Annotated in this window: 10 protein-coding genes; 5 read left to right on the top strand and 5 right to left on the bottom strand. The window is 64.6% G+C overall.

Annotation, left to right across the window (positions count from 1 at the left end):
* Positions 1–16: 16 nt before the first annotated feature.
* Positions 17–229, bottom strand: a complete 213-nt coding sequence (locus tag AC1RJW_RS21275; protein ID WP_493046730.1) for a hypothetical protein — start codon at positions 227–229, stop codon at positions 17–19.
* Here AC1RJW_RS21275 and dnaX point away from each other — a divergent pair.
* From dnaX to AC1RJW_RS21250, 5 genes are all read left to right on the top strand, one after another.
* On the top strand, positions 228–2552 hold the full coding sequence (gene dnaX / locus AC1RJW_RS21270) for a DNA polymerase III subunit gamma/tau (protein WP_493046729.1): 2325 nt from the start codon (positions 228–230) through the stop codon (positions 2550–2552). The two genes, AC1RJW_RS21275 and dnaX, sit on opposite strands and share 2 nt — an antisense overlap.
* Positions 2553–2592: 40 nt before the next feature.
* The gene (locus tag AC1RJW_RS21265; protein WP_034759121.1) at positions 2593–2919 is read left to right on the top strand and encodes a YbaB/EbfC family nucleoid-associated protein; all 327 of its coding nucleotides are present in this window, start codon (positions 2593–2595) and stop codon (positions 2917–2919) included.
* Positions 2920–2966: 47 nt separating this feature from the next.
* On the top strand, positions 2967–3557 hold the full coding sequence (gene recR / locus AC1RJW_RS21260) for a recombination mediator RecR (protein WP_070291397.1): 591 nt from the start codon (positions 2967–2969) through the stop codon (positions 3555–3557).
* Between the two features lie 3 nt (positions 3558–3560).
* Complete coding sequence (locus AC1RJW_RS21255) at positions 3561–4778, top strand: CaiB/BaiF CoA transferase family protein (protein WP_493046728.1); 1218 nt, start codon at positions 3561–3563, stop codon at positions 4776–4778.
* 94 nt (positions 4779–4872) lie between these two features.
* Entirely contained in the window at positions 4873–6030 is a 1158-nt protein-coding gene (locus AC1RJW_RS21250) for an esterase-like activity of phytase family protein (RefSeq protein ID WP_493046727.1), read from the top strand.
* Here AC1RJW_RS21250 and AC1RJW_RS21245 read toward each other — a convergent pair.
* The 4 genes from AC1RJW_RS21245 to AC1RJW_RS21230 all read right to left on the bottom strand — a co-directional run bounded on the left by AC1RJW_RS21245 (position 5999) and on the right by AC1RJW_RS21230 (position 13503).
* A complete protein-coding gene (locus AC1RJW_RS21245) occupies positions 5999–8158 on the bottom strand; it encodes a putative bifunctional diguanylate cyclase/phosphodiesterase (RefSeq protein WP_493046726.1) in 2160 nt (719 codons plus the stop codon). The two genes, AC1RJW_RS21250 and AC1RJW_RS21245, sit on opposite strands and share 32 nt — an antisense overlap.
* A gap of 1 nt (position 8159) precedes the next feature.
* Positions 8160–11030, bottom strand: coding sequence for a hybrid sensor histidine kinase/response regulator (locus AC1RJW_RS21240; protein WP_493046725.1), 2871 nt, complete (start codon positions 11028–11030; stop codon positions 8160–8162).
* Between the two features lie 212 nt (positions 11031–11242).
* Positions 11243–11443: a YbdD/YjiX family protein gene (locus AC1RJW_RS21235; RefSeq protein WP_010396213.1), complete on the bottom strand. Its 201-nt coding sequence runs from the start codon at positions 11441–11443 to the stop codon at positions 11243–11245.
* Positions 11443–13503, bottom strand: coding sequence for a carbon starvation CstA family protein (locus tag AC1RJW_RS21230; protein WP_493046724.1), 2061 nt, complete (start codon positions 13501–13503; stop codon positions 11443–11445). Before AC1RJW_RS21230 ends, AC1RJW_RS21235 begins: the two co-directional genes overlap by 1 nt.
* Positions 13504–13687 lie beyond the last annotated feature (184 nt).

Here is a 13687-nt window from a genome sequence, read left to right as displayed (position 1 = left end):
TAATCAGGATCAACAATCAAGCTGCCATGGGCAGCTTTTTTGCTTTTACGGCGCCATTTTCCTGCGACGCCGCAGCATTGCCGGGCTTGCCGTGTTTTCCATATTTCCAGCTGGTCATGTTATACAATTGCTGCTTTGCCGCGTTTGCCAAGTATGACTGGCCCGGCCATGAGGCTTGCGCCCGCCGCGCAGGATCACCCGCAAAAATCGCATGGTAAAATCTCAGCATGTCCTATCAAGTCCTCGCCCGTAAATACCGCCCCAAGAATTTCGAGACGCTCGTCGGCCAGGAGCACGTCGTGCGCGCGCTCACGCATGCCTTGCACAGCGGCCGATTGCATCACGCCTACCTGTTCACGGGCACGCGCGGCGTCGGCAAGACGACCCTGTCGCGCATCCTGGCCAAATCGCTCAATTGCATCGGCCCCGACGGCACGGGCGGCATCACGGCCCAGCCTTGCGGCGTCTGCGAAGCGTGCACGGCAATCGATGCGGGACGCTTTGTCGACTATATAGAGATGGATGCGGCATCGAACCGTGGCGTCGATGAAATGGCGCAGCTGCTGGAGCAGGCGGTCTACGCGCCCAGCAATGCGCGCTTCAAGGTCTATATGATCGATGAGGTGCACATGCTGACCAATCACGCCTTCAATTCCATGCTGAAGACGCTGGAAGAGCCGCCCGAGCACGTCAAGTTCATCCTGGCCACGACGGACCCGCAAAAGATTCCCGTGACCGTGCTGTCGCGCTGCCTGCAGTTCAACCTCAAGCAGATGCCGCCCGGCCACATCATCAGCCATTTGGACAATATCCTGGGGCAGGAAGGCATCGCCTTCGAACAGCCGGCCTTGCGCCTGCTGGCCCAGGGCGCCCACGGCTCCATGCGCGATGCGCTGTCGCTGACGGACCAGGCCATCGCTTACGCGGCCGGCGAAGTCACGCTCGATGCCGTGCAAGGCATGCTGGGCGCGCTCGACCAGTCGTATCTGGTGCGCCTGCTCGACGCGCTGGCACAGCAGGATGGCGCCGATCTCCTGGCCGTGGCCGACGAGATGGCCTCGCGCAGCCTGTCGTATAACGGCGCCCTGCAGGATTTGGGCACCTTGCTGCACCGCATTGCGCTGGCGCAAACCGTGCCCGCCGCCTTGCCGCAGGATTTGCCCGAATACGCGGACATCGTGCGTCTGGCCGCCGCGTTCGACGTGGAAGAAGTGCAGCTGTTTTACCAGATCGCCGTGCATGGCCGCAATGAACTGGGCCTGGCGCCCGACGAATACGCGGGCTTTACCATGACCTTGCTGCGCATGCTGGCCTTTCGGCCCGGCATAGGCGGCGCCGAAGGCGTGCCGGCTGCCGCACCGGCGGCTGCCCCTGGCAACCGTCCCGCCGCCGTCGCCGCCGCGCGCGCCGCCGCTGGCGCATCCGCCCCGGCCGCCCGCGCCGCCACGAACAGCGTGGCCAGCCATGCCGCCGTGACCCCACCCGCCGTTGTTGCCGCTGCCGCCGCCAGCATGGCCCGCAGCGAAGCGCCGCCGCCGCGCGCAGCGGCGCCCGCAGCGGCACCCGCGCCTGCAGCAGCTCCGGCACCCGCACCAGCGGCGCCGCCCGCCGCTCCTGTTCCCGCGGCTGCGGCTGCCCCGGCAGCATCGGGCGCCCCGATCAGTTCCGCCCGCGCCGCCATCAATGCGGCGCTGGAAGCGGCCCGCGCCGCTTCGAAAGGCCGTCCGGGCAGCGCGCCGTCGGCGCCATCGTCGGCGCCCAAGCCGGCCGCACCGGCACCGGCCGCCGTAGTCGCCGCGCCAGCCCCGGCAGCGCCCGTCCAGGCCGCACCGCCGCCACCGGCCACCGCGCAAGCGCCGGCGCCGTGGGACGATGCGCCGCCCGTGGCCGTGATGGAAGCGCCCGTTGCCGTTGCGGCGCCCGTGCAGCAGGCACGTCCCGCCGCCCCGCCGCCGCCGCAGCAAGCAGATGACGACTTGCCGCCCTGGGTCACCGAATTTTCCGACGACAGCGCCTCGGCCGCCGTGTCGGCGCCCGCCGCGCAGGGCAACGAGCAACCCGCCGTCATCATGCCGCAACGTGCCGCCAAGCAAGCCGCGCCCAGCGGGCCGTACGTGATTACGCCCGTGCCGGGCCTGGACTGGGACGGCAACTGGCCGGCCGTCGCCGCCGTGCTGCCCCTGCGCGGCATAGCCCAGCAGCTGGCCGTGCAAGCCGAGCTGATCGAATGCCTGCACGACGGCCACAGCACCACGTTCCGCCTGCGCGTACCGATCGATACGTGGCGCAGTCCGGCCAACGTGGAAAAACTGGCGGCCGTGCTGAGCGAGCGTTTCGGCCGCAAGGTGAACGTGGATACGGAACTGGGCGCCGTCTGGTACACGGCCAGCGCGGAAGCGCAGGCCCACCGCGAGGCGTGCCAGCTTGCCGCGGAGGCAACCATCGCCAGCGATCCCTTCGTGCTCGACATGAAGCGTGCATTCGACGCTTTTGTCGTGCCGGGAACGATTACCCCTGCACCGGCCGGCTCCGCCGCGCCGACCCTGCATTGATGATTAACACACTCACAAACTGAATTAACGGAGCATTCTCATGATGAAAAATCAACTGGCTGGCCTGATGAAGCAGGCGCAAGCAATGCAAGACAACATGAAAAAGGCCCAGGAACAACTGGCCTTGGTGGAAGTGGAAGGCCAGTCCGGCGCCGGCCTGGTGAAGATCGTCATGACGTGCAAGAACGACGTCAAGCGCGTCTCCATCGACCCGTCGCTGCTGGCGGACGACAAGGACATGCTGGAAGACCTGGTGGCTGCCGCCTTCAACGACGCCGTGCGCAAGGCGGAAGCGACGTCCGCGGAAAAAATGGCAGGCTTGACCGGCGGCATGAACTTGCCAGCCGGCTTCAAAATGCCATTCTGATGCAATACCGCATGCGCTCGATCTGTGGCACTGGGCAGGGTTGATCCATGTCAAAGTCGCTTGAATTTTTGACCGAGGCGCTGCGGCGCCTGCCCGGCGTCGGCCCCAAGTCGGCGCAGCGGATGGCGTTTCATTTGTTGCAGCACGATAGGGAAGGCGCGGCCATGCTGTCGCGCGCCCTGTTCCAGGCCGTCGATGCCGTGCATCACTGCGGCCTGTGCAATACCTTTACCGAACATGAAGTGTGCGAGACCTGCCTCGACGAAGAGCGCGACAAGCGCTTGCTGTGCGTGGTGGAAACGCCCGCCGACCAGCTGATGATCGAGCAGACGCTCACCTACAAGGGCCTGTATTTCGTCCTCATGGGACGGCTCTCTCCGTTGGACGGCATCGGCCCGAAAGACATCCACCTGGAAAAATTGCTGAACCGCGCCAACGATGGCGTGGTGAGTGAAGTGGTGCTGGCCACCAACTTCACCAATGAAGGCGAAGCGACGGCCCACTACATCAGCGAAATGCTGAAGGCGCGGGGCTTGCGCGTGAGCCGCCTGGCCCGCGGCGTGCCCGTGGGTGGCGAACTGGAATACGTCGACGCGGGCACGATTGCCCGCGCGATGCTCGACCGCAGGGCAACCTAAATCATGCAAGAAAAAACGTCGGCTGGTCCATTGACGGGCATCAAAGTGCTGGAACTGGGCACCCTGATCGCGGGGCCGTTCTGCGCCCGCATGCTGGCCGAATTCGGCGCCGACGTGATCAAGATCGAGTCGCCCGATGGCGGCGACCCCATCCGTACCTGGCGCGTGCTGAAGGACGGCACCTCGCTGTGGTGGTCGGTGCAGGCGCGCAACAAGAAAAGTCTGACCTTGAACCTGAAGACGCCCGAGGGCCAGGCGATTGCCCGTCAGCTGGCCCTGGAAGCGGACATCATCATCGAGAACTACCGTCCCGGCGTGCTGGAAAAGTGGGACCTCGGCTACGAGCAGCTGAAAAAGGAAAAACCGTCGCTCATCATGGTGCGCCTGTCCGGCTTTGGCCAGACGGGCCCGATGAAGGATTTGCCCGGTTTCGGCGCCATCGGCGAGTCGATGGGCGGCTTGCGCTATGTGTCCGGCTTTGCCGACCGTCCGCCCGTGCGGGTCGGCGTGTCGATCGGCGACTCGGTGGCGGCCCTGCACGGCGTGATCGGCGCCATGATGGCCCTGCGCCACCGCGACGTGACGGGCGGGCGGGACGGCGGGGAAGGGCAGATGGTCGACGTGGCCCTGTACGAATCCGTGTTCAACCTGATGGAGTCCCTGGTGCCCGAATACGACCAGGCGGGCGTGGTGCGTGAGCGCACGGGCGGCTCGCTGCCCGGCATCGTCCCCTCGAATACTTACACGACGGGCGACGGCGAAAACATCGTCATCGCGGGCAATGGCGATGCCATCTTCAAGCGCTTGATGCTGGCCATGGGCCGCATCGACATGGCGGGCGACCCGCAGCTGGCGCGCAACGACGGCCGGGTGGCGCGCACGCAGGAAATCGACGACGCCATCGGCGCCTGGTGCGCCACGCACACCATCGACAGCGCGCTGGCCGTGCTGAAGGCCGCCGACGTACCTGCCGGGAAGATTTACTCGGTGCGCGACATGATGAGCGATCCGCAATTTCTCGCCCGCGACATGTTCGAACAACACCATTTCGCCGACGGTACCCCTGTGAAACTGCCCGCTATCAGCCCGAAACTGTCCGCCACGCCGGGCAAGACGCAGTGGCTGGGGCCGACCCTGGGCCAGCATAACGACGAGGTGCTGGCGTCGCTCGGCTATGATGCGGCCGCCATCGCGCAACTGAAGGCCGATGGGGTGGTGTGATTCATTCTTAGCCGACAGAATTAAAGCTGGGGTCTGACCCCTGAATTTCGATCTCAGTTTTGGCTGGGGTTATTTGAACCATTTCGGAATCAACATGCCTCCATTGTTCCGCCGCGCGCGTACCGCGCTTGCCCTGGCGTCCGCCGCCATCCTTGTCTCCGCCTGCAACATTCCGCCCGCCTCGCATTACGCCGATGCGCCTGGCGTGGGCGGCCTGCGCCTGATCGGCGAGCAGCGCATCGCGCTCAAGTATGCGTTCGAGGGCACCACGGTGGGCGGCTTGTCCGGCATCGACTTCGATGCGGCGAGCAATACCTGGGTGATGGAAAGCGATGACCGCTCGGAAATCAACCCGGCCCGCTTTTACCGTGCTGCCTTGAGTTACGACAGCAAGGCGTTCTCTAGCGTGACTTTGAGCAGCGTGCATTTCTTCACGCAGCCGGACGGCAGCCGCTATCCGAACCTGGCCCATGCAAAGCTGGAGCGGGGCGACCAGGTGCCCGACATCGAAACCATCCGCGTCGATCCGCAGGACGGCAGCCTGTGGTACGGCAGCGAAGGCAACCGCAAGGTGGGCTTGCACCCGTTCGTGCGCCACGCGGACCGCGATGGGCGTTATCTGGCTACCTTGCCCACGCCTGCCATGTTCAATGTCTCGAAGGAAGAAATCGGCTCGCGCAACAACATGAGCTTCGAGGCACTGTCGTTCTCCTCGGACGGCAAGAGCCTGTGGCTGGGCATGGAAGCGGCCCTGTACCAGGATGGCCCGCTGGCCACGCCAGATCGCGGTTCCGTGGTGCGCATCACGCGCCTGGACCGTGCCGGCAAGGTGCTGGGCCAGTATGCGTATCCGATCGAACCGGTGGCGTCGCGGCCTGCGCCGGGACGCGAGGCGGACAATGGCGTGTCGGAAATCCTCGCCGTGAACGACCATCAGGTGCTGGTGGTGGAGCGTGCCGGCGTGTCCAACGCGGACGGCCTTTACACGAATCACGTGCGCATCTATGAAATGGAGACGGATGGCGCCACCGATATCCAGGCCATCCCGGCCCTGGCGGGCGCGACTTATGTGCCGGCGCGCAAGCGCCTGCTGCTGGACCTGGAAAAGATCGGCCTGCCCCGCGTCGACAATATCGAAGGCATCAGCTGGGGCCCGCGCCTGGAAAACGGCCGCCGCAGCCTGGTGATGATTTCCGACGATAATTTCAATCCGCAGCAAGTCACGCAAATCCTTGCCTTCGAAGTGCTCTAGTTTCCAGGCTGGCCAGCTGGCCCGCCTGCCTGGCCAGCATGGCCGTGATCGTGTCGTGCGGCGACGGGTGGCCTAAAAAGTATCCCTGGGCCATGTCGCAGCCGTATTCTTCCAGCATCAGCAGCTGCTCGTCTGTTTCCACGCCCTCGGCCACCACCACCATTTTCAAACCGTGCGCCATGGCGATGATGGCGCGCGTGATGGCTGCGTTTTCCGTGTCCTGCGGCAAGCCGGCGATAAAACTCTTGTCGATTTTCAAAGCCCGCACGTCGAAGCGTTTCAGATAATTCATCGACGAGTATCCTGTGCCGAAGTCGTCGATCGACAGGTAGACGCCGATGCCGCGCAATTGCTCCAGGGTCACCATGGTGGCGCGCGCGTCGTCCATCAGGGTGCCTTCCGTCAATTCCAATTCCAGCAGGCGCGCGTCCAGGCCCGTGTCGGCCAGGGCCGAGAGCACGATCTGCATCAGATTTTCATCCTTGAATTGCTTGGCCGACAGGTTGACGGCCATGCGGATGGCCCGTCCGCCATCGCTTTGCCACGCCTTGGCCTGGTTGCACGCGGTGCGCAGCACCCATTCGCCGATGGGCACGATCAACCCCGTCTCTTCGGCCAGCGGGATGAATTCCGTGGGCGAAATGATGCCCCGCTCGGGATGGCGCCACCGGACCAGCGCTTCCACGCCGACGATCTGAGTGCTGGGCACGTCGATCTGCGGCTGGTACAGCAGATACAGCTCATTGTTCTGCAACGCTTTCCTCAAGCCCACTTCCATCTTGACGTGGCTCATGATTTCCATCGTCAGCGATGAACTGTACAGCTTGGCGTTATTCTTGCCGCAGTTCTTCGCGTGATACATGGCCGTGTCCGCGTATTTGAGCAGCGAGTTGCAGTCCTCGCCATCTTCCGGATACAGCGAGATGCCGATGCTGGCCGTGACGAAAATCTCGTGCCCCTCGATCATGAACGGCCGGCGCATGGCTTCCTTGACCCGGTGCGCCACGTTCAGCGCGTCTTCCACCCGCTCCAGGTCGGGGATCAGGATCGTGAATTCGTCGCCGCCCAGGCGCGCCAGATTGCTGCCGCCGGACGACGCCTCGAACTCGTGTTCGGCGCGCAGCACCAGGTCGCTGGGGCGGATGGTTTCGCGCAGGCGCTCGGACACCACCTTGAGCAGATGGTCGCCCACGTCGTGGCCCAGGGTGTCGTTGATGCGCTTGAAGGCGTCGAGGTCCATGAACAGCACGGCGAATTTCTTGTCGTGCTCCTTCGAGCGCGCCAGTTCCCGTTCCAGGGTTTCCAGGAAGGCCTGGCGGTTGGGGATGCCCGTCAGGCTGTCGCAATAGGCGAGGCGGCGGATCTGCTCTTCCGTGCGTTTGCGCTCGCTGATGTCGCGCACCAGGCCCAGCACTTCATCGGCGCCCGTCGCCACCAGGCGCGCCTCGAAGTGGCGCGTGCTGTCCTCGTGCGTGAGCGTGTAGTCGACCGAGCCGATATGCTGCGTGGCCAGCACGGCGTGCGCCTTGTCGAGCAGGCGCGCGGCGATTTCGGGCGGCAGCACGTCGCGGATATGGCTGCCCACGCAGTCGCTGATGGAAAAGCCCGCGCTGGCGTCGTGACCCTGTTCGTAGTCGAGATAAAAGCCTTCGCGGTTCAGGCGGAAGAAGGTGTCGGGGATGGCGGCCAGCACGGCGCGGTTGTGCGCGTCGGCGATGCGCAGGCGGGCGATGGCGTCGCTGGCGCGCAGCACGTACAGCACGCGGTGCCCGAGGATGGGCCAGTTGATGGGCTTGGAAATGAAGTCGGTGGCGCCCACCTCGTAGGCGCGCGTGACGGCTTCCAGTTCGTCGCCGCCCGTGACCATGATGATGGGCACCGTGCCGCCCACTTCCTGGTGGCGGATTTCGCGGCACACGGCAAAGCCGTCCATGGCCGGCATGTCGACGTCGAGCATGACCAGGTCCGGCCCGCTGTGCTTGTAGCTGGCCAGCGCCTGCACGCCATCTTCGGCCTCGATCACGTCCAGGCCCACCTGCGTGAGCATCTGCCGCATCAGCAAGCGCATCACGGGATCGTCGTCGGCCACCAGCACCAGGCCGCAGGGAGGGGAGAGGGGCGCTGTCATGTCAGTGTTCCTTCACGAGGATGGCGTTCAGCGATTCGCGTACGGCCAGGAAGGCTTGCTGCATCTGCTGCAGCAGGGCAGCCGCGCCCTCGGTGCTGCCGGCGCGGCCCAGTTTTTCCATCTCCTTGCACAGCTGCGCCAGGCCATCGGCGCCCACGTTGGCGCTGCCCGACTTGAGGCTGTGCGCCACCTTGCGCAGCGCTTCCGCATCCGCTCCGGCGATCGCGTCGCGCATGGCGCTCAACTGGCGCGGCGTCTCGCCCGTAAAAGCGAGGATGACCCGTTCCAGCAGCGCATCGCCATCGGTCTGGGACAGGGCGCGGATGTTTTCCAGCGCCTGCCGGTTCAGCGGCTGGGCCGCCGGCGTGGCGGCGGATGGCGGCGGTGCCTCGGGCGGCGGCTCGGGTGGCGCTTCCTGCGGCGCTTCTTGCGGCGGCTCCTGCGCTTCGCTGTGGTGCACGGTGGCCGCGCGCGGCAGGGTGATCCAGCGCGCGATCGTGTGGCCCAGGTCCAGCTGCGTGAACGGTTTGCTCAGGTAATCGTCCATGCCGGCTGCCAGGCATGCTTCGCGGTCGCCCTGCAGCGCATTGGCCGTGATGGCGACGATGGGCAGCACGCGCGCGTGGCCGCACTGCTGTTCGTGGCGGCGGATTTCCGCCGTGGCGGCAAAGCCGTCCATCACGGGCATCTGGCAATCCATCAGGATCAGATCGAAGTCCTCGGCTTGCGCCGCCTGCAGGGCCTGTTCGCCGTTGCGCGCGCAGACCACGTCCAGGCCCAGGCTGTCGAGCATGGCCAGCGCCACTTCCACGTTGACGGGATTGTCCTCGGCCAGCAGCACGCGGCGGCGCTGGCGCCGGCCCACCTGCCGCGCCGCATGCGGCGGATGGATGCGCATGCCCTCGCTTGCGCGCGGCGGCGTGACGATGCAGTCGAACAGATCGCATTCGCGGGCCGGCTTGATCAGCTGGAAGGCCACGCCCGCCTCGCGCCGCTGCACGGGGTCGGCCGCCGCCTGTTCCGTGCTCAGCAGCAATAGTTTGAGGTCGGCCAGCAGCGGGTCGCTCTTGATGGTGGCGGCCAGGGCCAGGCCGCTGGTGCGCGGCAATTCCATGTCGAGCAGGGCCACGCCATACGGCGTGCCCGCCTGCGCGGCCGCGCGCAGCTTGGCCAGGCAGTCGCTGGCCGTGCCGGCGCTGTCGCTGACGATGTGCCAGCTGGCCAATTGCCGTTCCAGCACGGCGCGCGTGGCGGGTGTGTGGTCGACGATCAAGGCGCGTAACCCTCGCGTGGTTTTCAGGTTGAAGGACGGGTCGTCGCTGTCGACGCGCCGCTTATCGAAATTTACTTCGAACCAGAAGATCGATCCTTGCGTTAAAGCATTATTAACGCCGATAGTGCCGCCCATCAGCTCCACCAGCTGTTTCGAGATCGTCAATCCCAGGCCCGTGCCGCCGTGCTTGCGCGTGGTCGAGCCGTCCGCCTGCGAGAACGATTCGAAGATGCGCGTCTGCGCCTCGCTTGATACGCCGATGCCCGTGTCGTGCACTTCGAAGCGCAAGCCCACGCTGGGTGCGTCTTCGCTGCATACGGCCACTTTCACGGTGACCTTGCCCGTTTCCGTGAACTTGATGGCATTGCCCAGCAGATTCACGATGATCTGGCGCAAACGGTTCGGGTCGCCGCAGATGGCGATGGGAATGTCGTAGGCGATATCGAATTCCAGGCTGATGTTCTTCGCTTCCGCCTGCGGCGCGAACACGTGTTCTATGTCGTCGAGCAATTCGCGGAAATTGAAGCGGATGTATTCCACGCTCAGCTTGCCCGCCTCGATCTTGGAAAAATCGAGGATGTCGTTGATGATCACCAGCAAGTTCTGCCCCGAGCGCTGCACCATGCTCGTGTAGTGGCGCTGCTGCGGGCTCAACGGGCTGGCCAGCAGCAGTTCCGTCATGCCCAGCACGCCATTCATGGGCGTGCGGATTTCATGGCTCATGGTGGCGAGAAACGCGCTCTTCGCCTGGCTGGCCGCCTCGGCCGCATCCTTGGCCTTTTCCAGCTGCGCCGTGCGCACGCCCACCTGACGCTCGAGCTGGTCGCGGTAATTGGCCAGGGTGCTGTCGCGGCTGTCGATCTGCGCCAGCATATCGTTGAAACTGTCGATCAGCACGCCCAGCTCGTCGCTGCGCTGGTGCGCGATGCGGTGGCTGTAGGTCTGGCTGCTCGACACTTTTTGCGCTGTATCAATGAGCTTGGTGATCGGTTCGGCGATCACGCTCTTGAAGCGTCGCGCCAGGAAGACGGCGATCAGGAAGGACAGCACGGTGGCGCCGCCGATGGCGCCCACGTGGCGGCCGATGTCGCGCCACATGTGGTTCAGGTCCGCCTCGATCAGCACGGCGCCGATCAGCTGTTGCGGCTCGCCTGGCCGGTAGACGGGCCGGTACAAACGCATGGCGGGCGCCAGGGTCGTGCCCGAGCCTTGCGTGACGGGCTGCACGGCCATGTCGGCCAGCAGGGCCGGGTCCATGTCTTCCGGCGCCGCCAGGCCGTCCGCATGCTGCGGCGCGCGGTACAGGGCGAACAGCCGGCCGCCCCGGTCGAACAGGGCCGCCTGGGCCACCTCGTCGCGCGCGGACAGCGCCGCCAGCACCTGATCCGCCTGCGCCGGCTTGCCCGCCAGCATGGGCACCGCGCTGGCCGCGCCGATCACGCCCGCCAGCGACAGCAATTGCCGTCCTTCGTCGTTCTTGTGGTTGAGCACGGACGTCAGCGCAAACGCCACGAACACCAGCAGCAGCGCGCAGCCCGACGACAGCACCGAAATCATGGTCAGCTTCTGGCTGATGCTGGAGCGTTGGAAATTGAACATGGTGGCGGCGCTTCCCCGGTCGGCCTGTTGACTGTTTTTTAATTCCTATTGGAAAAATATAGACGCGAAGACACATCTTGATGTTGATGTGGGTCTAAGGGAGGAGAGGGGAGGGGAACTTACTGAACGCAATAATGGGGTCAGACCCGGCGGGGACATGTGCCCCAATAGGGCACATGTCGATCCCGCAGGGACTGACCCCAGCACTTACACTAACAACAACCTCCACGTTTTCCCGCGCCGCCGTAGCGGGCTTCCTGCCGTTCGCGGAAAAACTCTTCATACGTCATCATCGGCTCGCCGGGATGGGTCACTTCCCGGTGCGCCACGTAGGTGTCGTACTCGGGCAAGCCGCACATGAGCCGCATGCTTTGCCCCAGATACCGTCCAGCCTTGATGATTTCGTCGATCATCATTGCACCGTGGGCATGGCCTGGAACGGCGTTTCCTTGGTGCTCGGACGGCTGTCGGCGCGCGCCTTCATGATGGTGCGGATGCCGAAGAACAGCACGCTGATCACGACGATGACGAAGAAGGCGGCCAGGCCGGCGTCCAGGTAATCGTTGAAGATGATCTGTTGCATCTGCGCCACCGACTTGGCCGGCGCCAGCAGGGTGCCTTCATCGAGGGCCGCCGAGTATTTCTTGGCGTGCGCGAGGAAACCCACGCGCGGATTGGCGTCGAAAATCTTTTGCCAGCCCGCCGTCAGGGTGCACAGCAGCAGCCAGATGGTCGGCGTGATGGTGACCCATGCGTACTGGCCACGTTTCATCTTGAACAGCACGCAGGTGCCGAGGATCAGCGCGATGGCCGCCAGCATCTGGTTGGCGATGCCGAACAGCGGCCACAGAGTGTTGATGCCGCCCAATGGATCGACCACGCCCTGGTACAGGAAGTAGCCCCAGGCCGCCACGCACAGGCCCGTGGCCAGCAGGTTGGCGATGACGTTTTCCGTCTGTTTCAGCGCTGGCACGAAGCTGCCCAGCAAATCCTGCAGCATGAAGCGGCCCGCACGCGTGCCCGCATCGACGGCCGTCAGGATGAACAGCGCCTCGAACAGGATGGCGAAGTGGTACCAGAAGGCCATCATGGCCTTGCCGCCGATGGCGCCGGACAGGATCTGCGCCATGCCGACGGCCAGGGTCGGCGCGCCGCCCGCGCGCGAGATGATGCTGTGTTCGCCAACGTCCTTGGCCGTCTGCGTCAGCATCTCCGGCGTCACATAGAAGCCCCACTGCGAGATCGCCTGTGCGGCCGATTCCGCCGTGGTGCCGATCAGGGCGGCCGGGCTGTTCATGGCGAAATAGATGCCCGGCTCGATGGTCGAGGCGGCCACCAGGGCCATGATGGCAACGAACGATTCCATCAGCATGGCGCCGTAGCCGATGAAGCGGGCGTGGCTTTCGTTTTCAATCATCTTCGGCGTGGTGCCCGAGGAAATCAGCGCGTGGAAGCCGGAAACGGCGCCGCAGGCGATCGTGATGAACAGGAAGGGGAACAGATTGCCCGACCAGACGGGGCCGGAGCCGTCGATGAACTTGGTCATGGCCGGCATTTTCAGGTAGGGCGCGACGACGATGATGCCGATGGCCAGGCCCAGGATCGTGCCGATCTTCAGGAAAGTCGACAGGTAGTCGCGCGGCGCCAGCAGCAGCCACACGGGCAGGACGGAAGCGATGAAGCCGTAGCCGATCAGCATCCACGTCAATTCCGTGCCCGTGAACGTGAACATCGGGCCGAGAACGGCATGTTCCTGCACGTACTGGCCGCCGATGATGGCCAGCATCAGCAGCACAAAGCCGATGATGGAGATTTCGCCGATGCGGCCCACGCGGATGAAGCGCGAGTACACGCCCATGAACAGGGCGATGGGAATCGTTGCCATCACGGTGAAGCTGCCCCATGGGGAACCCGTCAGCGCCTTGACGACGATCAATGCCAGCACGGCCAAAATGATGACCATGATCATGAAGCAGCCGAGCAAGGCGATCATGCCGGGAATTTCGCCCAGTTCAGCCTTGATCAGGTCGCCCAGCGAGCGGCCGTCGCGGCGCATGGAAATGAACAGCACGATGAAATCCTGCACGGCGCCCGCGAACACCACGCCCGCCAGAATCCACAGCATGCCGGGCAAATAGCCCATCTGTGCAGCCAGCACGGGGCCGACTAGGGGGCCGGCGCCGGCAATCGCCGCGAAATGGTGGCCGAACAGCACATATTTGTTGGTCGGCACGTGGTCCAGGCCATCGTTGTGCTTGAAGGCGGGCGTCATGCGGCGGGCGTCCAGGCCCAGCACCTTGTCGGCGATGAACAGGCTGTAGAAACGGTAGGCGATCAGGTAGACGCAGACGGCGGCGATGACGATCCAGATCGCGCTGATCGGTTCGCCACGTTGCAGGGCGACAACGCCCAGGGACCCGGCGCCTGCCAGCGCAAGCGCTGCCCAGCCGAGCTGTTTGAAAATGCGGTTCATGCTTCCTCCAGAGATGTGACGGGCGCTGTGCCGTGCGATGATGTGTGCTGCCGAGCCTGGTCGTCGCCAGTTTGGATGTTACTTTTGGTGTATCTGCAGCTTATGGCGAGTATTCAGGAATCGTATAATTGCCGCAAGCGCAGCACTACGCAGTAACGCTCAGTAATACTACGCAGACCGATCG

The organism is Janthinobacterium sp. GW822-FHT07A03, from assembly GCF_058798815.1.
This window is presented reverse-complemented; position numbering and strand designations above follow the sequence as displayed.